Below are 23,528 nucleotides of genomic sequence, written 5' to 3'. Positions count from 1 at the left end.
TTTTTTCATCGTGACGGACCACGGCCGGCGCTTATCGCACCCGCTTATCCAAAACGCGGCGTGCCTTGCCCACCGAGCGCTCGATGCCGCCGACCGGCTTCACGCGCACCGCGCACGACACGCCGATGAGCGTCTTGATGTCGCGCTTGAGTTCGCCGCCCGCCGATTGCAGCGCCGTGTCGTCGTGGCAGCCGACGGCTGCCTCGACTTCAACGGCCATCGTGTCCATCGGGCCTTCCTTGTCCAGGATGATCTGATAGTGCGGTGAGAGCAACGGCTGGCGCAGCAGCAGTTCCTCGATCTGCGACGGGAAGACGTTCACGCCGCGAATGATCATCATGTCGTCGGAGCGGCCGGTGATCTTCTCCATGCGGCGCATCGTGCGCGCCGTGCCCGGCAGCAGGCGCGTGAGATCGCGCGTGCGGTAGCGGATGATCGGCAGCGCTTCCTTCGTGAGCGAGGTGAACACCAGTTCGCCGAACTCGCCGTCGGGCAGCACTTCTCCGGTCACCGGATCGATGATCTCGGGGTAGAAGTGATCTTCCCAGATCGTCGGGCCGTCCTTGGTCTCGGCACATTCGCTGGCGACTCCGGGGCCCATCACTTCCGACAGACCGTAGATGTCGACCGCGTCGATGCCCATGCGCTTCTCGATGGCCGAGCGCATGTCGTTCGTCCACGGCTCGGCGCCGAAGATGCCGATGCGCAGCGACGATTCCGCCGCCACCAAGCCTTGACGCTCGAGTTCGTCGGCAATCGCGAGCATGTAGCTCGGCGTGACCATGATGATGTCGGGCTTGAAATCCTGAATCAGTTGCACCTGCTTCTCGGTCTGGCCGCCGCCGAACGGGATCACGGTCAACCCGGCACGCTCGGCGCCGTAGTGCGCGCCGAGACCGCCCGTGAACAGGCCGTAGCCGTAGCTGACGTGCACCTTGTCACCGCGACGCGCGCCGGCGGCACGGATCGAGCGCGCCACCAGATCGGCCCACGTGCTGATGTCGTTGGCCGTGTAGCCCACGACCGTCGGCTTGCCGGTGGTGCCCGACGACGCATGCACGCGCGAGACCTGCTCCATCGGTACGGCGAACATGCCGAACGGATAGCTGTCGCGCAGATCCTGCTTCGTCGTGAACGGGAACTTGGCCAGATCGGCCAGCGAGGTCAGATCGTCCGGGTGGACGCCGGCCTCATCGAACTTGCGGCGATACACCGGCGAATTCTCATAGGCATGCCGCAACGTCGTCTTCAGACGGTCGAGCTGAAGGGCGCGCAGTTCGTCGAGGCTCGCTTTCTCGATCGGCTCGAGCGGCAAGGCGGTGGTCATGACTGTCTCCTTGGGACTGGCTACTTACTAATACTCACTGATACGTGTGTGACTCGCGAACCCGTGCCTGGATGCGCGTGCTGCGGGGCCGTGTCAGACGACGCTGCCCTTGATCTGCGCGGACTTGCCGCGGAACATCGCGACGGCTTCGCCGGCCGAGTTCGTCAAGCGAATGTCGTAGATCCCGTGACGCCCCGAGAGCACCTGCTCCTGTGCCTCGGCCGTGAGCGTGTCGCCCCCCGAGACCGGCTTCAGGAACTCGATGCTGCACCCGGCGGCGACCGTGTTGATGTTGTAGCTGTTGCACGCGAAGGCAAAGGTCGAGTCGGCCAGCGTGAACATCAAGCCGCCGTGGCAGATGGCGTGGCCGTTGAGGAATTCGTCGCGAATACGCATCGTCATGCGCGCATAGCCCGGGCGCACTTCCTGCAACTCCATGCCGAGCCACTGGCTCGCGCGGTCGCTGCGGTACATCGATTCGCCCGTGGCGCGGGCGAGTTCTTCCGGTGTCATCTCACTGGTTGCCTTGGGGGCGGGGGAGGTCAGGCTCATCGTGTCTCTCGTGTTGTTATGGTGTCGGTCGATCAGCGGCCTTCGAACTTCGGCGCGCGCTTCTCCAGAAACGCGTTCACGCCTTCGGCATAATCGTACGAGGCGCCGAGTGCGCGCTGTCCGTCGCGTTCGAGATCGAGTTGCTGGTCGAGCGTGTTGGTGGCCGAGGCATACAACGCTTCCTTGATCGTGGCGAGCGCCTTCGTGGGTTGCAACGCCAATTGCGCGGCGAGTTTCTGTGCTTCGGGCAGGAGCGCGTCATCGTCGACGCAGCGCCAGATCAGGCCCCACTGCTCGGCTTGTTCGGCCGAGAGCTTGTCGCCGAGCATCGCCAGTCCCATCGCGCGCGCCATGCCGACACGTTGCGGCAGGAACCACGTGCCGCCGGTGTCGGGCAGCAGACCGATCTTCACGAACGCCTGCAGGAAGTTGACCGACGCCCCCGCAAGCACAATGTCGCAGGCAAGCGCCAGATTCGCGCCCGCGCCCGCCGCGATGCCGTTCACTGCGGCAATCACCGGCAGCGGCATCGCGCGCAGCTTGCGCACGAGCGGGTTGAAGTTTTCGTCGATCAGCGCCCCGAGATCGGTCGAGGCCCCCGGCGTGAAGTCCAGATCCGCCAGATCCTGCCCGGCGCAGAAGCCGCGGCCGGCACCGGTCAGCACAATGGCGCGCGCGCCTTGTGCCTGGGCGGTATCGAGGGCATCGCGCAACGCCGCGTGCATCTCCCGCGTGAAGCTGTTGAGCTTCTCGGGGCGGTTGAGCGTGATCGTCGCGACGTTGGCTTGCAGCGTCAGTTGAACCGTGGCGGTCATCGGTGTCTTCCTCGGGGTGTCGTGATATCGAATGAGCGGAACAGGGCTGGCGATCAGAGGCGCTCGATGGCGATCGCGATGCCCTGGCCCACGCCGATACACATCGTGCACAGCGCGTAGCGTCCGCCGGTTCGGTGCAACTGATACATCGCCGTGGTGACCAAACGCGCACCCGAGGCACCCAGCGGGTGGCCCAGCGCAATCGCCCCGCCGTTCGGGTTCACGCGGGCGTCGTCGTCGGCAACGCCGAGCTGACGCAACACCGCCAGACCCTGGCTCGCGAAGGCTTCGTTCAGTTCGATCACATCGAACTGATCCAGCGTCATGTTCAATTGGCGCAGCAGCTTGAGCGTGGCCGGGGCCGGGCCAATGCCCATGATGCGGGGGGGCACGCCGGCGGTCGCCATGCCGAGCACGCGCGCGCGGGGCGTGAGGCCGTGCAGCTTGGCGGCGCTCTCGCTCGCGAGCAACAGCGCGCATGCGCCGTCGTTCACGCCGGAGGCATTGCCCGCGGTCACGGTGCCGTCCGCACGGACCACGCCCTTGAGCTTGGCCAGCGCTTCGAGGCTCGTGGCGCGCGGATGCTCGTCACGGTCGACGACGATCGGATCGCCCTTCTTTTGCGCGATCGAGACCGGTGTGATTTCCTGCGCGAGCGTGCCGTCGGCCTGCGCGCGCGCCGCCTTCTCCTGGCTGCGCACGGCGAAGCGGTCCTGATCTTCGCGGCCGATCTTGAAGTCGTCGGCGACGTTTTCGGCCGTCTCCGGCATCGAATCCACGCCGTACTGCGCCTTCATCAGCGGGTTGATGAAACGCCAGCCGATGGTCGTGTCGAAGATGGCGGCCTGGCGCGAAAACGCACTGTCGGCCTTGCCCATTACAAATGGCGCGCGGGTCATCGATTCGACGCCGCCGGCGATCATCAGTCCGGCTTCGCCCGCCTTGATGGCGCGTGCGGCCGTGCCGATGGCGTCCATGCCCGAGCCGCACAGGCGGTTGAGCGTGGCGCCCGGCACGTCGATCGGCAACTCAGCGAGCAGCGATGCCATGCGGGCCACGTTACGGTTGTCTTCGCCGGCCTGATTGGCGCAACCGTAGATGACATCGTCGATCAGGGTCCAGTCGACGTTCGGATTGCGCGCCATGAGCGCCTTGAGGGGAACCGCGCCGAGGTTGTCGGCGCGTACGTCCTTCAGGGCACCGCCGTAGCGGCCGATGGGGGTGCGGATCGCGTCGCAGATGAAAGCTTCGGTCATGATCGTTCGTTCCTGTCTTGACTTGGGGGGCGGGGCTTGCAAGGCGTGTCCGGCGGCGCGCGCAGCGCAAGGCTTCCCGTTCCCTTCTCTATAGATAGATGTATCGGAGGCTCAGGCAGCGCCGGCGTCGGACTTGGCCGGCACATGGTGGCGGCTTTGCACGACACGGAAGCGATTCGCGACGAAGGCGGCGTCGGCCAGGCTCGCGTCGGCGGCCGGGTTGCCGCCCGTGCCGTGGTAATCCGAGTAGGCCGCGGATTGGTTCACGAACACGCCGCCCGTCAGGTTGAGCGACAGGGCCACGCGCCCTTCGATGGCGGCGTCGAGCGCCTGGGCCTCGCCCTCGGCGGACGTCGTATACGCCGACAGTGTGAGTGCGCCATGGTCGGCGGCGGTGCGTCCGGCCAGGGCGAACGCCTGGGCGCTGTTGTCCACGGCGATCACAAAGGCGATCGGGCCAAACCATTCGCGCGTGTAGGTGGCGTCGTCGGCCACGTCGAGCGCGACGATCAGCGGCGTGCGCACACGGGCGTCGGCGAAGGCCGGGTGCTGGAGCGTCTGGCTGTCGAGCACGACGCGGCCGACCTTGCGGGCGTCGTCGATGCGAGCCAGCACGCCTTCGTTCTGAATCGCGCCGAGCAGCTCAACGGCCTTGGCCGGGTCGCTGCACGTCTTCTGCACGCTGCCCGCGATGGCGGCGACCACTTCCTCGAACGACACCTTGCCGTCGGGCGTCTGGATGCCGTCGCGCGGAATGTAGATGTTCTGGGGCGCGGTGCACATCTGGCCCGAGTACAAGGCCAGCGAGAAGCCAATGTTGCGGGCCATGCCCTTCAGGTCGTCCGTCGAATCGATCACGATCTGGTTCACGCCGGCCTTCTCGGTGTAGACCTGCGCCTGACGCGCGTGGGTCTCCAGCCAGTCGCCGTTGGCGGTGCTGCCCGTGAAGTCGATCACGCGCACTTCACCGCGCGTGGCCAGTTGCTGGACGATGGCGCCGTCGTTCGGGTTGGTGGCTGCGAGCGTCACGACATCCGGATCGAAACCGGCGTCGCGCAGGACCTCACGCGCGATCTTCACCGTGATGGCGAGCGGCAGGATCGCGCCCGGATGCGGCTTGACGATCACGGCGTTGCCGGTGGCCAGGCTGGCGAACAGGCCCGGATAACCGTTCCACGTCGGGAACGTGCAGCAGCCGAGCACCAGCGCCACGCCGCGCGGCACGACCGTATAGCGCTTTTCCATGGCGAGCGGCGGGTTCTTGCCCTGCGGCTTTTCCCAATAGGCGCCCGCCGGGATGCGGCGCAGTTCGTCCCATGCGTAGGCCACGGCTTCGAGGCCGCGGTCTTGCGCGTGCGGGCCGCCGGCCTGGAAGGCCATCATGAACGCTTGGCCCGTCGTGTGCATCACGGCATTGGCGATTTCAAAGCTGCGCGCGTTCAGGCGGTTGAGAATTTCCAGCGATACGCCGACCCAGGCGTCCGGGGTGGCGGCGCGCCATGCCTTGTGGGCGTCGCTCACGCGGGCGAGCAGGGCGTCGATCTCGAAACCGGGATATGTCGTGCGGAGCGCGAAGCCGAACGGGGAGACCTCCTGGCCGACGCTACCCGTGCTGCCGCGCTGTTCCAACGGGAAGGCGGCATTCAGATACTGTTTGAAAGCGGCTTCGCCGTCGGCGGCGGCCGTCTCGCCATAAGCACGCGGGCTCGGCATTTCCGTAAACGGGCTCCAGTAACCACGCGTGGCGATGGCCTGAAGGGCGCGCTCGAGAGTCTCTTGGTGTTTGGCGAAGAGGGGATGAGTCATGGTTGTGGATCTGTCCGTGTCGGGATGCGGCTGGCGGATTCGCTGTCTGCCGACGGGCGGCAAGACGCAGGTGACGGCACCGGGTCGTCGTCGATCACTTTCATCGACATTAATTAACCGACCGGTTGGTTTGTTAATATAGCACCAAATCTTCCGGGCGTGGCACACGATGATGCCGGGTTTTCCCCAACGGCTTTGGTGGCGTCCCGAGAGTTGAGCTTAGGCGGTGGCGATGACGGTGATGAGGCTGTGCCCCGGCTGTCGTGGCGGTGACTCGGCGCGGAGCGCGGGTCGTCTGCTTGGCGGAACGCCAGGTGCATGGCCAGGGGATCGATGGCATCATGCCTAACCACTGCAGTCGACGCCTGGCGGGTCTTGTTACCCCTGCTCGCCGTGTGCGCCGCAGCGCTGTTGCGAACCAACGGTGTGTCCATCGCCTGATGCCTGTTTCCGGTGACTGCCAGGGTATCGATCTCCTGAGTGCGCCGGCCCCCGAAACAAAAGACGAGACTTTGACTGGAGGAAGAAGAGGATGACGTACGAGAATATTCTGGTGGAAACGCGCGGCCGCGTCGGCCTGATCACGCTGAATCGTCCGAAAGCGCTCAACGCGCTGAACGATGCGCTGATGGACGAACTGGGCACCGCGCTCACAGCGTTCGATGCCGACGAAGCCATCGGCTGCATGGTGATTACCGGTAGCGAGAAGGCGTTCGCTGCGGGCGCCGACATCGGCATGATGTCGAAATACACCTTCGCGGATGTATTCAAAGGAGACTACATCACGCGCAACTGGGAAACGGTGCGCCGCATTCGCAAGCCGGTCATCGCGGCCGTGTCGGGTTTCGCGCTCGGCGGCGGCTGTGAACTGGCGATGATGTGCGATTTCATCATCGCTGCCGAGAATGCCAAGTTCGGCCAGCCGGAAATCAAGCTTGGCGTGATCCCGGGCGCCGGCGGCACGCAGCGTCTGACGCGCGCCGTATCGAAAGCCAAGGCCATGGACATGTGCCTGACCGCGCGTTTCATGGACGCCACCGAGGCCGAGCGCGCTGGGCTGGTATCGCGCGTGGTACCGCTCGAGACGCTGCTCGACGAGGCGATCGGCGCGGCCAATACCATTTGCGAATACTCATTGCCGGTCGTGATGGCGGCGAAGGAAGCCGTCAACCGCGCATTCGAGTCAACGCTCGACGAAGGCGTGCAGTTCGAGCGCCGGATGTTCCATTCGCTGTTCGCGCTTGAGGATCAGAAGGAAGGCATGGCCGCGTTTGTCGAGAAGCGCAAACCGGTTTTCAAACATCGCTGATTCTGGCGTGCTGTACCGTGACGACCTCCTGCGGGGAGGTCGTCCTATGATAGGCTGCCGGTTTTTTCAGCAAGGGACAAAACGATGTCGATCAACCGACGCACATTTGCGCTGGCCTTAGTCGTGGCCTCGGGGCTGCTGTTGGGTGCCTGCGGGAAGAAGGAGGAATCGGCGGCGGGCCGGTCGGCGGGAGCGGACGGCGCGCAGACGGTGTACGTCGTCGGCACGGACGCCGCCTACGCGCCATTCGAATTCGAAACCGATACCCGGCAGATTGCCGGCTTCGACATCGATGTGATGAAGGCGGTCGCGGACAAGGCGGGCATCTCCGTGCGTTTCGTCAATACGCCGTTCGAGGGCATCTTCAATTCGTTGGTTCAGGGCGATAGGGACATTCTGATTTCGGCGATCACGATCACCGACGAGCGTCGTAAGCAGATGGATTTCTCGGCGCCTTACTTCGAGGCGTCGCAGTTGATTGCCGTGCCGCTGAACTCGACCGTGCAGAAATTCGACGATCTGAAGTCGCTCAAGGTGGGCGTGCAGACGGCCACCACGGGCGACGAGGTGGTGCAGAAGCTCATGGGCAAGAACAATCCGTCGGTCAAACGCTTTGAAGGCACGCCGCTCGCCATGAAGGAGCTGGAGGCCGGCGGTGTCGACGCGGTGGTGGCGGACAACGGCGTCGTGGTGAACTTTGTTGCCAACAACCCGGATGCCAAGCTGCGTACGGTCTCCGATAGCAGCTTTCCCAAGGAGTATTACGGGATCGCAGTACGCAAGGGGGATGCCGAGTTGCTGGGCAAGATCAACAAGGGGATCGAGGCGATCAAGGCGGACGGGACATATGACGCCATCTTCGCGCGCTACTTCGGCAAGAAGTCCTGAGGTCTGTCATACCAAGGCATTTGCGGGCGCCGTGATCATTTAAAGAAACCCCGTCACGTATCGTGACGGGGTTTTTTCATGGGTTTTCAAATTATTTTCACAAAGGGCTTGCCAGGGTACGGGGTTTTCACTAATATTCCGTCTCTCGCAACGACGGCGACGCAGCGAAAGCGGCGAAGCGGTGGGGGCGACGGGCTGGAAAGCCCGGTGGTTGGTGGTTTTGGAGCTGGTGAGTCGCTACGGCGGCGAGCGAAGAAGGCGAAAAAAACTGTTGACGACGACGAGAAGCTGCGACATAATCTTGCTTCTCTGCTGCAGATGCAGCGACGCAGAAAACGAAGCGACGGCGCGGTAAGTGTGCGACGAAGCGAAGTTCGATGCGATTGATCTTTAAAAACTAGACAACCGATAAGTGTGGGCACTCGATGAATAGTGCGTCTGCTTCGGCAGATAAGCTTTAAATTTATTGAGGCTCACATAAGTAATAGGTAAGTTAAGTAATTAACTTGTCAGCATACTTTGAGAGCGACCGGTTCGAGTGATTTATCACGAAAAACCGAAAACAGTAACAGGTTTAAACTGAAGAGTTTGATCCTGGCTCAGATTGAACGCTGGCGGCATGCCTTACACATGCAAGTCGAACGGCAGCACGGGTGCTTGCACCTGGTGGCGAGTGGCGAACGGGTGAGTAATACATCGGAATGTACCTTGTAGTGGGGGATAGCTCGGCGAAAGCCGGATTAATACCGCATACGCTCTGAGGAGGAAAGCGGGGGACCTTCGGGCCTCGCGCTACAAGAGCAGCCGATGTCAGATTAGCTAGTTGGTGGGGTAAAAGCTCACCAAGGCGACGATCTGTAGCTGGTCTGAGAGGACGACCAGCCACACTGGGACTGAGACACGGCCCAGACTCCTACGGGAGGCAGCAGTGGGGAATTTTGGACAATGGGCGAAAGCCTGATCCAGCAATGCCGCGTGTGTGAAGAAGGCCTTCGGGTTGTAAAGCACTTTTGTCCGGAAAGAAATCCTCTGGGTTAATACCTCGGGGGGATGACGGTACCGGAAGAATAAGCACCGGCTAACTACGTGCCAGCAGCCGCGGTAATACGTAGGGTGCAAGCGTTAATCGGAATTACTGGGCGTAAAGCGTGCGCAGGCGGTTTTGTAAGACGGATGTGAAATCCCCGGGCTTAACCTGGGAACTGCATTCGTGACTGCAAGGCTAGAGTATGGCAGAGGGGGGTAGAATTCCACGTGTAGCAGTGAAATGCGTAGAGATGTGGAGGAATACCGATGGCGAAGGCAGCCCCCTGGGCCAATACTGACGCTCATGCACGAAAGCGTGGGGAGCAAACAGGATTAGATACCCTGGTAGTCCACGCCCTAAACGATGTCAACTAGTTGTTGGGGATTCATTTCCTTAGTAACGAAGCTAACGCGTGAAGTTGACCGCCTGGGGAGTACGGTCGCAAGATTAAAACTCAAAGGAATTGACGGGGACCCGCACAAGCGGTGGATGATGTGGATTAATTCGATGCAACGCGAAAAACCTTACCTACCCTTGACATGTACGGAATCCTGCTGAGAGGTGGGAGTGCTCGAAAGAGAACCGTAACACAGGTGCTGCATGGCTGTCGTCAGCTCGTGTCGTGAGATGTTGGGTTAAGTCCCGCAACGAGCGCAACCCTTGTCCTTAGTTGCTACGCAAGAGCACTCTAGGGAGACTGCCGGTGACAAACCGGAGGAAGGTGGGGATGACGTCAAGTCCTCATGGCCCTTATGGGTAGGGCTTCACACGTCATACAATGGTCGGTACAGAGGGCTGCCAAACCGCGAGGTGGAGCTAACCCCAGAAAACCGATCGTAGTCCGGATCGCAGTCTGCAACTCGACTGCGTGAAGCTGGAATCGCTAGTAATCGCGGATCAGCATGTCGCGGTGAATACGTTCCCGGGTCTTGTACACACCGCCCGTCACACCATGGGAGTGGGTTTTGCCAGAAGTAGGTAGCCTAACCGTAAGGAGGGCGCTTACCACGGCAGGATTCATGACTGGGGTGAAGTCGTAACAAGGTAGCCGTAGGGGAACCTGCGGCTGGATCACCTCCTTTCTAGAGCATGCACTGGAAGTTGAGTGTTCACGCTTATCGGTTGTTGACTGCGTAGATCTAAGTCGGGTCTGTAGCTCAGGTGGTTAGAGCACCGTCTTGATAAGGCGGGGGTCGAAGGTTCAAGTCCTTCCAGACCCACCAAACTCTTTCCACCGACGCCTGGTAGAAAGAAATCTGGCTGAGGCAAGGCACAAAAGGCCGCCGCATACATCGGTATGCAAGGTTTTTTGTAACGCCGCATCAGACTGATTTGGGGGGCATAGCTCAGCTGGGAGAGCACCTGCTTTGCAAGCAGGGGGTCGTCGGTTCGATCCCGTCTGCCTCCACCAATTCCTTAGATCGCACATCGATGTCAGTCAAAAGCTTTTACGTCTGTGGTAAATCCCCAAGTGTGAATGTTTTTGAATGACAGCAATGTCATGCAGTATTTGTTCTTTAACAATTTGGAAGAAGTAGTAGTACAACGGAAGCGCGTTAGAGATGGCGCGTGGAAATTGTACGGGTTGTGATTGTATCAACTAGTATTTAAGTGATCGAAAGATGACTTGGAATACGGCACAACGCGAAAACTCAACCTATAAAGAGTCGGTGCTCTGCATCGGATCCTCGTAAGCGCCAAAGCGCAAACGATGATCGAGAAGACACACTCGTTATAGGGTCAAGCGAATAAGTGCATGTGGTGGATGCCTTGGCGATTACAGGCGATGAAGGACGCGATAGCCTGCGAAAAGTTGTGGGGAGCTGGCAAATAAGCTTTGATCCACAAATGTCCGAATGGGGAAACCCGGCCCTTTGGGTCATCCTAGACTGAATACATAGGTCTAGTGAAGCGAACGCGGCGAACTGAAACATCTAAGTAGCTGCAGGAAAAGAAATCAACCGAGATTCCCAAAGTAGTGGCGAGCGAAATGGGACCAGCCTTCAAGATTTAGCACCGGTGTTATCAAAACGGAATGGAAAGTCCGGCCATAGTGGGTGATAGCCCCGTATGAGAAAACCCTGGTGTGGAACTAAGCTTGAGAAAAGTAGGGCGGGACACGTGAAATCCTGTCTGAAGATGGGGGGACCATCCTCCAAGGCTAAATACTCGTAATCGACCGATAGTGAACCAGTACCGTGAGGGAAAGGCGAAAAGAACCCCGGGAGGGGAGTGAAATAGATCCTGAAACCGCATGCATACAAACAGTAGGAGCCTCGCAAGGGGTGACTGCGTACCTTTTGTATAATGGGTCAGCGACTTACATTCAGTGGCAAGCTTAACCGAATAGGGAAGGCGTAGCGAAAGCGAGTCCGAATAGGGCGTTCAGTCGCTGGGTGTAGACCCGAAACCAAGTGATCTATCCATGGCCAGGTTGAAGGTGCGGTAACACGTACTGGAGGACCGAACCCACTAATGTTGAAAAATTAGGGGATGAGCTGTGGATAGGGGTGAAAGGCTAAACAAACTTGGAAATAGCTGGTTCTCTCCGAAAACTATTTAGGTAGTGCCTCGTGTATCACCTTCGGGGGTAGAGCACTGTCATGGTTGAAGGGTCCATTGCGGATTACTTCGCCATAGCAAACTCCGAATACCGAAGAGTGCAATCACGGGAGACAGACATCGGGTGCTAACGTCCGGTGTCAAGAGGGAAACAACCCAGACCGCCAGCTAAGGTCCCTAAATATTGCTAAGTGGGAAACGAAGTGGGAAGGCTAAAACAGTCAGGAGGTTGGCTTAGAAGCAGCCACCCTTTAAAGAAAGCGTAATAGCTCACTGATCGAGTCGTCCTGCGCGGAAGATGTAACGGGGCTAAGCAATATACCGAAGCTGCGGATGCGAGCTTGCTCGCATGGTAGGAGAGCGTTCTGTAAGCCTGTGAAGGTGTCTTGTGAAGGATGCTGGAGGTATCAGAAGTGCGAATGCTGACATGAGTAGCGATAAAGGGGGTGAAAGGCCCCCTCGCCGTAAGCCCAAGGTTTCCTACGCAACGTTCATCGGCGTAGGGTGAGTCGGCCCCTAAGGCGAGGCAGAGATGCGTAGCTGATGGGAAGCAGGTTAATATTCCTGCACCGTCGTATGATGCGATGGGGGGACGGATCGCGGAAGGTTGTCCGGGTGTTGGAAGTCCCGGTCCCTGCAGTGGAGAAGGCGCTTAGGCAAATCCGGGCGCGTAATTCAAGGCTGTGGGGCGAGTACCTTCGGGTACGAAGCAATTGGAAGTGGTTCCAAGAAAAGCCTCTAAGCTTCAGTCATACGAGACCGTACCGCAAACCGACACAGGTGGGCGAGATGAGTATTCTAAGGCGCTTGAGAGAACTCGGGAGAAGGAACTCGGCAAATTGGTACCGTAACTTCGGGATAAGGTACGCCCTTGTAGCTTGACTGGCCTGCGCCAGGAGGGTGAAAGGGTTGCAATAAACTGGTGGCTGCGACTGTTTAATAAAAACACAGCACTCTGCAAACACGAAAGTGGACGTATAGGGTGTGACGCCTGCCCGGTGCCGGAAGATTAAATGATGGGGTGCAAGCTCTTGATTGAAGTCCCGGTAAACGGCGGCCGTAACTATAACGGTCCTAAGGTAGCGAAATTCCTTGTCGGGTAAGTTCCGACCTGCACGAATGGCGTAACGATGGCCACACTGTCTCCTCCCGAGACTCAGCGAAGTTGAAGTGTTTGTGATGATGCAATCTACCCGCGGCTAGACGGAAAGACCCCATGAACCTTTACTGTAGCTTTGCATTGGACTTTGAACCGGTCTGTGTAGGATAGGTGGGAGGCTTTGAAGCAGGAACGCTAGTTTCTGTGGAGCCGTCCTTGAAATACCACCCTGGTTTGTTTGAGGTTCTAACCTAGGTCCGTAATCCGGATCGGGGACAGTGCATGGTAGGCAGTTTGACTGGGGCGGTCTCCTCCCAAAGTGTAACGGAGGAGTACGAAGGTACGCTAGGTACGGTCGGAAATCGTGCTGATAGTGCAATGGCAAAAGCGTGCTTAACTGCGAGACTGACAAGTCGAGCAGGTGCGAAAGCAGGTCATAGTGATCCGGTGGTTCTGTATGGAAGGGCCATCGCTCAACGGATAAAAGGTACTCTGGGGATAACAGGCTGATACCGCCCAAGAGTTCATATCGACGGCGGTGTTTGGCACCTCGATGTCGGCTCATCTCATCCTGGGGCTGTAGCCGGTCCCAAGGGTATGGCTGTTCGCCATTTAAAGAGGTACGTGAGCTGGGTTTAAAACGTCGTGAGACAGTTTGGTCCCTATCTGCCGTGGGCGTTGGAAGTTTGAAGGGGGCTGCTCCTAGTACGAGAGGACCGGAGTGGACGAACCTCTGGTGTACCGGTTGTCACGCCAGTGGCATCGCCGGGTAGCTATGTTCGGAAGAGATAACCGCTGAAAGCATCTAAGCGGGAAACTCGCCTTAAGATGAGACTTCCCTGGGAACTCGATTCCCCTTAAGGGTCGTTCAAGACCAGGACGTTGATAGGTCAGGTGTGGAAGCGCAGTAATGCGTTAAGCTAACTGATACTAATTGCCCGTGAGGCTTGATCCTATAACCAGTGTGTTTTTCCTGGTGTGAGTGTCGTGCAGTGTGCCGATACAACTCACAACCCAACCAATGTAGTACTACGCTTCTTCCAAATTGGTTTTGTTGAGCCCCGCTCAGCAGAACATACAAGTTATGCCTGATGACCATAGCGAGTTGGAACCACCCCTTCCCATCCCGAACAGGACCGTGAAACAACTCCACGCCGATGATAGTGCGGATACCCGTGTGAAAGTAGGTAATCGTCAGGCTCCCCCTAAAAACCCCTTGCTAACTCGTGTAGCAAGGGGTTTTTGCTTTTCTGGGAAATTCCGTCTGGATCGATATCCATTTCTCGCTTAGCATTTGGCCACGGGGTTAGTGGAAGTTCGGAGAGCGAAACAGGTGGTCAATCAGGATCGAAGCAAGCGCCATGCAAGATGGCGTGCGGGAGCGGCGTGGGTTGTAACCGCCATGGTTATCTTGGGGATTGGTGGATGTACGTTGCCGGGAACCTCGTCGAAACATGCCTCGGCATTGCCTTCGTCGGTACAAAGCGATGACATTGCTCCCCTTTCCGCTGCCGTGAATCCGGAGGGTTTGCCCCCGCACTGGGAGACGTATCTCGTCACCCGCAACAAACGGCTCACCCATTACGAACAGACGATCGATAGCCAGGGCATCGCGGTGATTCGCGCCTCGGTCGACAAATCTGCGTCCGGCATCGCACAGACGCTCGACATTCCTGTGTACCCAGGCGCCAAGCTGACGTGGCGCTGGCGAGCGGATGCCATCCCCGCGAGTGCCGATATTCGCACGAAGGCATTCGATGACGCACCCGTTCGCATCGCCCTTGCGTTCGATGGCGATCCCGCAAAACTGACCATGCAAGATCAACTGCATCGCGAATTGGCGCGTATGGTCAGCGGTCGTGACTTACCGTTTGCGACCCTGATGTACACCTGGGGTGATGATAAATTCTCGGTGGACGATGTCGTCACCAATCCTTATACCGGTCGTATTCGCTCCCTCGTTGTCGAGCGCGGTGACGAGCACCTTGGAAGATGGCAGACGTATTCTCGCGATATCGCCAGGGATTATGAGAAAGCGTTTGGCGAGCCTCCAGGGCGTCTGATCGGTATTGCAATCATGAGCGACGGCGACAATACTCGATCGAAATTTACCGCATGGTACGGTGACATTCGTCTCGAAACGGAGGGTGTTCCCACGACAACGGCCGCGAAATAACGCGATCTCATTCGCATCAAAAGCGAAAAAGCCGGCAAGTGATACTTGCCGGCTTTTCTTATTCTCGCCCGAACGCAGGGATCAGGCAGCTTACGGATTGCGTCCAAAATAGGTCTCGACCAGCTTGACCCAGTACGTGCCGCCAAGCGGGAGCAGATCGTCGTTGAAATCATAACTGGCATTGTGCAGGTTGCACGGACCCAGGCCATGGCCGGTGTCCCGGTGCGTGCCATCGCCGTTTCCGATGAACACGTACGCGCCCGGCTTCTTCAGGAGCATGAACGAGAAGTCCTCCGCCCCCATCGTCGGTTCCACCGTGTCGTTGACGTTCTCGTTGCCGACCACCTCGCGCATCACGTCGGCACACAGCGCTGCCATGCCCGGATCATTGATCGTCGGCGGGTAATTGCGAAGGAATTCAATGTCCGCCGAGCAGCCGAACCCCTTGGCCACGAATTCGGCAATCTCTCGCAGACGTGTCTCAATGAGATCCAGGACCTCGATCGAAAACGTGCGAACCGTGCCGCCCAACCATGCCACATCGGGAACCACGTTTGTGGTGTCGCCCGCATGGATCTGGGTAATGGAGAGCACTGCGGCGTCGATCGGCCGCTTGTTGCGCGTGATGATGCTCTGCAACGCCTGCGCTACCTGCACAGCCGCAATCACTGGATCGATGCCGGCATTCGGAATGCCCGCATGGGTTCCCTTGCCGCGAAGCGTGATCTTGAATTCATTGCTCGAGGCCATCATGGGACCCGGCGTCACGGCGAACGTACCGGTCGGCGCGCCCGGCCAGTTGTGCATGCCGAACACCGCCTGCATGGGGAAGCGCTCGAACAGTCCGTCCTTGATCATCTCACGCGCGCCGCCGCCGCCTTCCTCGGCTGGCTGGAAAATCAGGTAGACGGTGCCGTCGAAATGGCGATGCGTCTGGAGATATTTCGCGGCGGCAAGCAGCATGGCCGTGTGACCATCGTGACCGCAGGCGTGCATCTTGCCCTCATGCTTCGACGCGTGCTCGAACGTATTCGCCTCACGAATCGGTAGCGCATCCATATCGGCGCGCAGGCCGATCGCACGCTCGCTGCTGCCTTGCTTGATGATGCCGACGACGCCGGTTTTACCGAGTCCGCGATGAATGGGGATACCCCATTGGGTCAACGTATCCGCCACCACGTCCGAAGTACGCTTCTCTTCGAAGCACAGTTCGGGATGCGCGTGAATATCACGTCGGATGGTCTGGAGTTCGCCACGAGCGGCGTCGATTTCTGGAATGAGCTTCATGTTTGGGTTTCCTGCGGGGCGCAATGGTCCATCTTACCCCTAATGACCTGGTCTGGCACCTTGGAGCAGAAACGTCCGATCGCTGCGCCAGACACGTCTGGAAAATGTCGCAAGCGACCGTGGCGCGGGGTGAGGCGGGGGGGAACGTAATACAATGTCGTCAACGTCGCGCCGTTGGCGGTCGCGGCAATTTCGTAAAGAGAGGAGTCGTTTCATGACGACCAACACCCGCGTCGTTCGGGCCGCATGCCCGCATGACTGTCCCGATACGTGCGCCATGCACGTTACAGTGGAAAATGGCGTCGCTATCAAGGTCCAGGGCGATCCGGACCATCCGACGACCAAGGGTGTCTTGTGTACGAAAGTCTCTCGATACACTGAACGAACCTATCATCCGGATCGCTTGTTGCATCCGCTCAAGCGCGTCGGACCGAAGGGGAGCGGGCAATTCGTGCCAGTCAGTTGGGATGAGGCGCTTGACGAGATCGCCTCGCGACTGGGGGCGATTGCGGCACGCGAGCCCGAAGCAATTCTCCCCTACAGCTATGCTGGCACGATGGGATTCGTCCAAGGCGAATCGATGGCGGCAAGGTTCTTCAACAAGCTCGGCGCGTCCGACCTCGATCGCACGATCTGTGCGAGCGCCGGCGCCGCGGGGCTGCGCTACACGTACGGCGCTGGTGTCGGCATGCACGTCGAACACTTTGTCGACAGCAAGCTGATTCTCATCTGGGGCAGCAATCCGATTACGTCGAGCGTGCATTTCTGGGCCATCGCGCAGGAAGCCAAGCGTCGCGGTGCGAAGTTGATCGCCATCGATCCCTATCGTTCGCTCACGGCGGAAAAGTGCCATCAGCACATTGCCTTGCTGCCAGGCACGGACGCGGCGCTGGCATTGGGCATGATGCATGTCCTGATCGATGAAGATCGCGTTGATCACGAATACATTGCGCGACACACGGTGGGCTACGCGCAGCTCAAGGAGCGCGTACGACGCTACACGCCGGCCCGCGTCGCGGAAATTTGCGGTATCTCCGAAGACACAATCACGACGTTGGCGCGCGAGTATGCGAACGCGAAGCCCGCGGCGATTCGTCTGAACTACGGCATGCAGCGAGCCAGAGGCGGCGGGCAGGCGACCCGCGCGGTCGCCTGCCTGCCGGCGCTGATCGGCGCGTGGCGCGATCCGGCGGGCGGGCTGCTGATGTCGGCGTCGGGTTACGCACCCGTTGATTCGGTGGCGCAGGCACGGCCCGATCTGCGGCCACATCAGGAAAAGCCGGCCCGCGTGGTGAACATGAGCGCGATCGGTGATGCCCTTTGCCATCCGGGCGACGATTCGTTCGGGCCGAAGATCGAGGCGCTGGTGGTCTACAACAGCAATCCAGTGGCGGTGGCACCGGAGTCGGGCAAGGTGGCGGCGGGCTTCGCCCGGGAAGATCTCTTCACCGTGGTGTTGGAGCATTTCCAGACCGATACTGCCGATTATGCGGACTTCGTGCTGCCGGCAACGACGCAGCTCGAGCATCTGGATATCCACAAGGCTTACGGCCATACCTATCTGCTGGCGAATAATCCGGCCATTGCGCCGCTCGGCGAAGCCAAGCCCAACTCGGAAATCTTTCGTCTGTTGGCGGGGCGCATGGGATGGCAGGAGGCTTGTTTCTCCGATACCGACGATCAATTGGCCGCGCAATCCATTCGCTGGGACGATGCTCGCATGGCAGGGGGTGACTGGGAGACCCTCAAGCGGAATGGGTGGATCCGATACGATCTGCCGGACGCGCCTTTTGCGAACGGGCAGTTCTACACGCCTTCGGGCAAGTGTGAGTTTTATTCCGAGCGCATGCTGCAGGAAGGTTTCGATCCGCTACCCGACTGGGTGCCGCCGTACGAATCGGTGGCGAGCAATCCGGATCTGGCGGCACGCTATCCCCTGGCAATGATTTCACCGCCCGCCCGTCACTTCCTGAATTCGAGCTTCGTGAACGTCGATAGCCTGCGTGCCTCGGTGGGAGAGCCGACGCTCGATATTCATCCCGCGGATGCCGCGCCTCGAGGCATTGAGAATGGCGGCGATGTGCGAATCTTCAACGATCGAGGCATCTTGAGCGCAAAGGCTCGGGTGACGGAGAAGGCACGTGAAGGCGTCGTGGTGGGTCTGTCTATCTGGTGGAAGAAACTCGCTCCGGACGGCAAGAATGCCAACGAGGTCACCAGCCAGCAGCTGACCGATCTGGGACGAGCGCCAACGTTCTACGATTGCCTGGTCGAAGTCGCGCCGGCATAAGACCGGTCGTCACGCCTGCCGATGCCGAGCTGACGCCGAGGAGCCCGCGATGCGTAACCCTGCTGCGATGCTCACACCGTTCCCGGTGTTCTCCGCATGCCGGCGTTCGATGTTTCGCGCCGCCGTGGGTTTAGCCGCCGGCTGGGCGGTACTGTTCGGTCTTGCCGGATGCGGCCAGGTCGGTTACTACGCGCAGTCGATTAACGGGCACTTCACCGTGTTGCATGAAGCGCAGCCGGTGTCCGATCTGCTTGCCGACCCATCGGTTGCCCCGCATTTGCGCACACGGCTGATAGAAGCCGAGCAAATCCGAAGCTATGCGGTGTCCGCGCTCGGTGAACCGGACAACGGGAGTTATCGTAGCTATGCGGACCTCAAGCGACCGTTCGTCGTCTACAACGTCTTCGCCGCGCCCGCGTTGTCGTTGAAGCTTCGCGAATCCTGCCTGCTGGTCGTCGGATGCGTCGAGTATCGGGGCTATTACTCTCGTGAATCCGCCGAGGCTTATGCGGCCGAGTTGCACCGAGATGGCTGGGAGACGTTCGTCGCGGGGATTCCGGCGTATTCAACGCTGGGCTATTTCGACGATCCACTGCTCAACACTTTCATCTATCTTCCGCGGGCGGAAGTGGCGCGGATGATTTTCCACGAACTCGCGCATCAGATTCTATTTGTTCGAGGCGATACGGCATTCAACGAGTCTTTCGCCGTGACAGTGGAAACCGTGGGCGTACGGCGCTGGCTGACCGCGCATCCCGACGCGGCCATGGAATACGAGCGATACGACGCGCACCGACGCCAGTTCCGTCAATTGGTGGAGGGTTATCGCAAGCGCTTGGAAACCCTGTACGACGGCTCGGAAACGAACGCGCAGAAGATCGCGACCAAGGACGCGCTGTTCGCCAGCATGCGTGCTGACTACGAGCGATTGAAGGCGTCCTGGGGTGGGTACAAGGGGTTTGACCTTTGGTTTGCCTCGCACTTGAATAACGCCAAAATCGGATCGTTCGCGACGTATAACCAGTGGGTGCCGGCGTTCATGGCGATGCTGGCGGAGGTGCATGACGACCTGCCAGCCTTTTATGCCGCCGTTAAAACCTTATCGAAGCGGCCAGAGGCCGAGCGCGTTGCAGCGCTCACCGCGCTAGACAGCACCCCGGCGGCCGCCGCAGCGCGCGACTTGCTCGACAAGCCGTTGCAGGCGCGGCGATAGACTGTCTGAGGAACACCGCAGAATCTGGATCCGAGCGTCCGAGCCCGGCGTTCGACGCGCGAAGGGCGAAGGGCGAAGGGCGAAGGGCGACACCGAGCCTTGAGCGTCAACGCGGCGCAGGTCGAACGTTGGAGATCCCGGATCTAAAGTGAGTGGCGGTGTCGCCGTTTCAGATGGGATACGGCGCCTCGCATCCCTCAGGCAATCACCGACTTCAGGTCGCCCAGCAGGGCATAAAGTTGCTTCTGCCTGTCTTCCGGCAGCCTTCCCAGGCGCTGCTCGATCCACTGTTCATGAGCACGAGCCATATCGGAGAACGCCTTCTTACCGCGTGGCGTGAGCTTGATCAGAAAGGCGCGCCGGTCATTGGCGACCGTCTGGCGCGTGACCCAACCTTCCTTCTCCAACTGATCGGTAATGCCCGTGACGTTTCCGCCGGTGACCATCATCCGCTTGCTAAGCTCCCCCATCTTCAGCCCCTCGGGGTGTCGGTCGAGTTGCGCGAGCAGATCGAAGCGAGGCAGCGTGCAATCGAAATCCTGGCGCAAGCGCGAGCGGATGTCTGTCTCGATCATGTTGGCGCAGGTGAGGAGACGCAGCCATAGCCGCAGGGCATCGTGCTCGCGATCGTGGGCTCGGGTTTCGAGATCGAGAGAGTCGGCGTCGGCGAGGCTCATGGTGGGCAACGTAAAATTTACAGTATGGAAATTTTAGGTTTGAAATAAACCCTCGGTCAAGCTGGGGTCGTTACGAAGTCCTGGTGCACGCGATGCCAGCAACCGGCAAACGGTGGCAGCAGTTGCTGCTTCGCCGACACGATAAAAAAAGGGCACCCGAAGGTGCCCTTTCGTCAAAGCCTAAGTGACAGAAGCTGTCAGCTTAGAACTTGTGACGGATACCAGCCGTAACGGCGAACTGGTTCGTGCTGTTCGCGAAGCCTTGGCCGTTCATCGACGCGCCGCCAGGAGCGTCGTTGTTGGCGTGTTGCCACAGACCAACCAGGTACGTGTCCGTGCGCTTCGACAGGAAGTAGTCGACGCCCAGGTTGACTTGGTGGTACTTCGGCGAAATATCGGTCGTGCCCGATGCCAGCTTCGTCCAGGTGTACGTGTAAGCCAGGCCCAGTTGCAGGGCCGGGGTCAGCATGTACTTGCCGTTCAGTTCGACGTTGTCGAACTTCCAGCTGCCGCCGCCGATGTAGTCATACTTGCTGTGGCTGTAGACCAGGCCAACCGTAGCCGGACCGAAGGCGTACGAACCGCCTGCCGAAGCAATGTATGCCTTGTCGCTGGAGGCCAGGCCGCCGGCGGTCATCGCCGTGTTCTGGTCGCCGCTCAGCAGCACGCCGCTCGAGTTGCTGCCCGGTGCGCCGAGGTACAAGTAGCCAGCGCCCAAGGTCAACGGACCGTTGGCGTAGCCCATACCAACCGACCATGCACGGTTGTTCGCGAAGCCCGTGCCCGTCGAACCGTTGTTAGCCGAGTTCGAGAAGCCGTACAGAGCGCCAGCGCTGAAGCCGTTGTAGTTGGCGGTCGTGTACTTGATCGAGTTGTTGATGCGGAACGAGTTGTTCAGGTTGTCGTTATCGAACGGGTGAGCGCCCGAATACGTTGCCCATTGGCTGCCCGAAGCGAACGGACCAACGAAGTCAACCACGGAGTCGTACTGACGACCGATCGACACCGTGCCAGCCGTTGCGCTGCTCAGGCCAACATAAGCTTGACGACCGAACAGGCGACCGCCTTGAGCCGACACGCCGTTGTTGACGTTGAAGCCGCTTTCCAACACGAAGATCGCCTTCAGGCCGCCGCCCAGATCTTCAGCGCCCTTCAGGCCCCAACGCGAACCTTGCAGGTTGCCGCTGTTCAGCGAAATGTTCTTGGTGGCGTTGCCCGTGCCGGCAACGTTGCCGCCCGTCTTGTTCACGTACGTGAAGCCACCGTCGATGATACCGTACAGGGTCACGCTGCTTTGAGCGTGAGCAGCGCCAGCGAATGCGCCGAGCACACCCAGAGCGAGAAGCGACTTTTTCATTGAGTGATCTCCAAAGGATTGTGAGATTTGTTTAACAAGGTCACTAGTGATAACGTCCTTGCTAATCAACTTCGCGAGAAGTTGGACGTAATGTAACAAATTCACTGTGGGCGGCAAAGGAAAAGGCCCGTTTTGCGCGGGTTTGCGGCGTCCTTTGTTTCGTTTACGCAACAGCCCGCAAACCGGCGTCCAGCGGGGCTTTCATGCCTTTGCGCCCGCGCAAGGCGCGCCGGACAAAGGCGCGTATCATCCGTGACGGACGTGACGCAATCGTCTGACGTCCCACATGGTGAAAAATCGAAGTGAGTTGAAAGTACGATGTTTTCCGACAGCCTGATCTCCGAACTTGACCGCGGCCTGCGAGCGATCGCCGGCGTTACGCAAGCCTCCCGCCCGACACCTGCTGTCGATGCATCCCCCGCTTCTATATTGAGTGACGCACCGATCGGCGACGACGCGTTGACGCCGCAAGAGCGGCGGCATGTTGCGGGTCTCATGCGCGTGAATCACGTGGGGGAGGTGTGCGCGCAGGCGCTTTATCAGGCGCAGAAGCTGGCGACAACGCGTCCGGAGCTGCGCTCCGCCTTCGAGCGCGCCGGCAAGGAGGAAGAAGATCACCTTGCCTGGACGGCGCACCGTCTCTCGGAACTCGGCTCGCGCCCGAGCCTGCTCAACCCGCTCTGGTATGCCGGCGCGTTTGCCATCGGCTTCGTGGCGGGCAAGTGCGGCGACAAAGTCAGCCTGGGCTTCGTGTCGGAGACGGAGCGGCAGGTCGAGCACCATCTTGATAGCCACCTCAACGACTTGCCACCGCACGACGTGCGCTCGCGCGCCATCGTCGACCAGATGCGCCGGGACGAGATCGAGCACGGTCAGGCGGCGCGCGACGCCGGCGGGATTGATCTGCCCGCCCCGATACAGCGCGTAATGCGCGCGGCCGCGAAAGTCATGACGACGACGGCCTACTATATATAGAGCACTTGAAATAGCGCGGCCGAAATAGAGCACTTGAATAAAGCACTTGAATAGAGCCCCTGAAGCGTTTCCTCGATTGACCCCCACCTCCCGTGTCGATCTTCCCCTCGTGTGGCGCGTGCCAACCGGCAGTTGCCGCGCCTTGGCTCGGCGTAAGTGCGCACTACTCGCTAGCGATAGTGCTGGCGGGCCTCCCGCGAGGCAGTATCTAAAGTTTGAGGTTCCACATTCACTATCGCAGTTATGTCTTTAATTTTCCTGACAAAATTCCGTTTTCCGGCTTTAGGAAAGTGAGCTAAGTCATTGTTCTGCCTAACAAATTCCCTCCGAAAATCGGGTGAAACGCTTGACCGCCCAAACACTCTCCTCTAAAGTGGGAAATAGTGTGAGAAAGTGTATTTTTGTGTGGTGTAGAGCACAAAATCTTTCTCGTTCGGCATGACGGGCAGGCGGACGAAACCTCACGGGAGCGCATGTGTTTCAGGGAGCCTCGGCACTTTCACTGGATGCGAAGGGACGGATGTCGATTCCGGCCCGGCATCGTGACGTGCTGCAAGGCGACGCGCAAGGCAAGGTGACAATCACCAAGCACCCCGACGGATGTCTGCTGCTGTTCCCGCGTCCCGAATGGGAAATCTTCCGCGGCAAGATCGCCGCACTGCCGATGGACGCGCACTGGTGGCGACGCATCTTCCTGGGCAACGCTGCCGACGTCGAGATGGATTCGGCGGGACGTGTCCTGGTGGCGCCCGAGTTGCGCGCGGCCGCGGGCATGGACAAGGAAGTCATGCTGCTGGGCATGGGCAGTCACTTTGAACTCTGGGATGCCGCGACGTACGCCGCCAAGGAACAGGCGGCAATGGCGCAAGGCATGCCGGATGCACTGAAAAACTTCACTTTTTGACAGATCAG

15 protein-coding genes, 2 tRNA genes and 3 rRNA genes are annotated in these 23,528 nt (G+C 59.7%); 12 read left to right on the top strand and 8 right to left on the bottom strand.

Translation table 11 applies throughout. The features are described 5' to 3' along the window. Positions 1-31: 31 nt before the first annotated feature. The 5 genes from paaK to paaN all read right to left on the bottom strand — a co-directional run bounded on the left by paaK (position 32) and on the right by paaN (position 5,756). Positions 32-1,327, bottom strand: coding sequence for a phenylacetate--CoA ligase PaaK (gene paaK, locus OYT13_RS22305; RefSeq protein ID WP_017233189.1), 1,296 nt, complete (start codon positions 1,325-1,327; stop codon positions 32-34). Positions 1,328-1,420: 93 nt separating this feature from the next. Continuing rightward, entirely contained in the window at positions 1,421-1,879 is a 459-nt protein-coding gene (gene paaI, locus OYT13_RS22300) for a hydroxyphenylacetyl-CoA thioesterase PaaI (protein WP_174975133.1), read from the bottom strand. A 32-nt stretch (positions 1,880-1,911) separates the two neighbouring features. Beyond that, positions 1,912-2,694: a 2-(1,2-epoxy-1,2-dihydrophenyl)acetyl-CoA isomerase PaaG gene (gene paaG / locus OYT13_RS22295; protein ID WP_017233191.1), complete on the bottom strand. Its 783-nt coding sequence runs from the start codon at positions 2,692-2,694 to the stop codon at positions 1,912-1,914. A 53-nt stretch (positions 2,695-2,747) separates the two neighbouring features. Beyond that, a complete protein-coding gene (pcaF, locus tag OYT13_RS22290) occupies positions 2,748-3,950 on the bottom strand; it encodes a 3-oxoadipyl-CoA thiolase (RefSeq protein WP_017233192.1) in 1,203 nt (400 codons plus the stop codon). Between the two features lie 111 nt (positions 3,951-4,061). After that, positions 4,062-5,756 (bottom strand): phenylacetic acid degradation protein PaaN, encoded by a 1,695-nt coding sequence (gene paaN / locus OYT13_RS22285; RefSeq protein ID WP_268566954.1) that lies wholly within the window; start codon positions 5,754-5,756, stop codon positions 4,062-4,064. Between the two features lie 532 nt (positions 5,757-6,288). Here paaN and OYT13_RS22280 point away from each other — a divergent pair. The 8 genes from OYT13_RS22280 to OYT13_RS22245 all read left to right on the top strand — a co-directional run bounded on the left by OYT13_RS22280 (position 6,289) and on the right by OYT13_RS22245 (position 14,817). Next, on the top strand, positions 6,289-7,065 hold the full coding sequence (locus OYT13_RS22280; RefSeq protein ID WP_017233195.1) for an enoyl-CoA hydratase: 777 nt from the start codon (positions 6,289-6,291) through the stop codon (positions 7,063-7,065). Between the two features lie 84 nt (positions 7,066-7,149). Beyond that, a complete protein-coding gene (locus tag OYT13_RS22275; RefSeq protein WP_017233196.1) occupies positions 7,150-7,953 on the top strand; it encodes a basic amino acid ABC transporter substrate-binding protein in 804 nt (267 codons plus the stop codon). Positions 7,954-8,529: 576 nt separating this feature from the next. Further along, positions 8,530-10,062, top strand: a 16S ribosomal RNA gene (locus tag OYT13_RS22270). Between the two features lie 64 nt (positions 10,063-10,126). Next, positions 10,127-10,203, top strand: a tRNA-Ile gene (locus OYT13_RS22265). 112 nt (positions 10,204-10,315) lie between these two features. After that, positions 10,316-10,391: transfer RNA gene (locus OYT13_RS22260), tRNA-Ala, on the top strand. Positions 10,392-10,718: 327 nt separating this feature from the next. Continuing rightward, positions 10,719-13,596 (top strand): 23S ribosomal RNA (locus OYT13_RS22255). A gap of 132 nt (positions 13,597-13,728) precedes the next feature. Then, positions 13,729-13,841, top strand: a 5S ribosomal RNA gene (gene rrf / locus OYT13_RS22250). Together the 16S, 23S and 5S rRNA genes with 2 tRNA genes alongside form the textbook arrangement of a ribosomal RNA operon. A gap of 133 nt (positions 13,842-13,974) precedes the next feature. Further along, positions 13,975-14,817 carry a DUF3047 domain-containing protein gene (locus tag OYT13_RS22245; protein WP_157211505.1) on the top strand — a complete coding sequence of 281 codons (843 nt, stop codon included), beginning with the start codon at positions 13,975-13,977 and terminating at the stop codon, positions 14,815-14,817. A 90-nt stretch (positions 14,818-14,907) separates the two neighbouring features. On the opposite strand, the gene OYT13_RS22240 is transcribed toward OYT13_RS22245, so the two are convergent. Further along, positions 14,908-16,104 (bottom strand): M20 aminoacylase family protein, encoded by a 1,197-nt coding sequence (locus tag OYT13_RS22240; RefSeq protein ID WP_017234770.1) that lies wholly within the window; start codon positions 16,102-16,104, stop codon positions 14,908-14,910. Positions 16,105-16,318: 214 nt separating this feature from the next. Here OYT13_RS22240 and OYT13_RS22235 point away from each other — a divergent pair, with 214 nt between their 5' ends. Together OYT13_RS22235 and OYT13_RS22230 are read left to right on the top strand one after the other, a co-directional pair. Continuing rightward, the gene (locus OYT13_RS22235) at positions 16,319-18,394 is read left to right on the top strand and encodes a molybdopterin-containing oxidoreductase family protein (protein WP_268566953.1); all 2,076 of its coding nucleotides are present in this window, start codon (positions 16,319-16,321) and stop codon (positions 18,392-18,394) included. A gap of 109 nt (positions 18,395-18,503) precedes the next feature. Further along, positions 18,504-19,607, top strand: a complete 1,104-nt coding sequence (locus tag OYT13_RS22230; protein ID WP_039830502.1) for an aminopeptidase — start codon at positions 18,504-18,506, stop codon at positions 19,605-19,607. Between the two features lie 197 nt (positions 19,608-19,804). On the opposite strand, the gene OYT13_RS22225 is transcribed toward OYT13_RS22230, so the two are convergent. After that, a complete protein-coding gene (locus OYT13_RS22225; RefSeq protein WP_017234766.1) occupies positions 19,805-20,284 on the bottom strand; it encodes a MarR family winged helix-turn-helix transcriptional regulator in 480 nt (159 codons plus the stop codon). A gap of 202 nt (positions 20,285-20,486) precedes the next feature. After that, entirely contained in the window at positions 20,487-21,641 is a 1,155-nt protein-coding gene (locus OYT13_RS22220) for a porin (protein ID WP_268566952.1), read from the bottom strand. 318 nt (positions 21,642-21,959) lie between these two features. Here OYT13_RS22220 and coq7 point away from each other — a divergent pair, with 318 nt between their 5' ends. Together coq7 and mraZ are read left to right on the top strand one after the other, a co-directional pair. After that, on the top strand, positions 21,960-22,616 hold the full coding sequence (gene coq7, locus OYT13_RS22215) for a 2-polyprenyl-3-methyl-6-methoxy-1,4-benzoquinone monooxygenase (protein WP_150564281.1): 657 nt from the start codon (positions 21,960-21,962) through the stop codon (positions 22,614-22,616). A 475-nt stretch (positions 22,617-23,091) separates the two neighbouring features. After that, positions 23,092-23,520, top strand: a complete 429-nt coding sequence (gene mraZ / locus OYT13_RS22210; protein ID WP_026132111.1) for a division/cell wall cluster transcriptional repressor MraZ — start codon at positions 23,092-23,094, stop codon at positions 23,518-23,520. Positions 23,521-23,528 lie beyond the last annotated feature (8 nt).

Origin of the sequence: Pandoraea sp. XJJ-1 (assembly GCF_026802345.1) — a bacterium.
Taxonomy (GTDB): Bacteria; Pseudomonadota; Gammaproteobacteria; order Burkholderiales; family Burkholderiaceae; genus Pandoraea; species Pandoraea cepalis.
The sequence above is the reverse complement of the archived record's forward strand: the minus strand, read 5'-3'. Positions and strand labels throughout refer to the sequence as shown.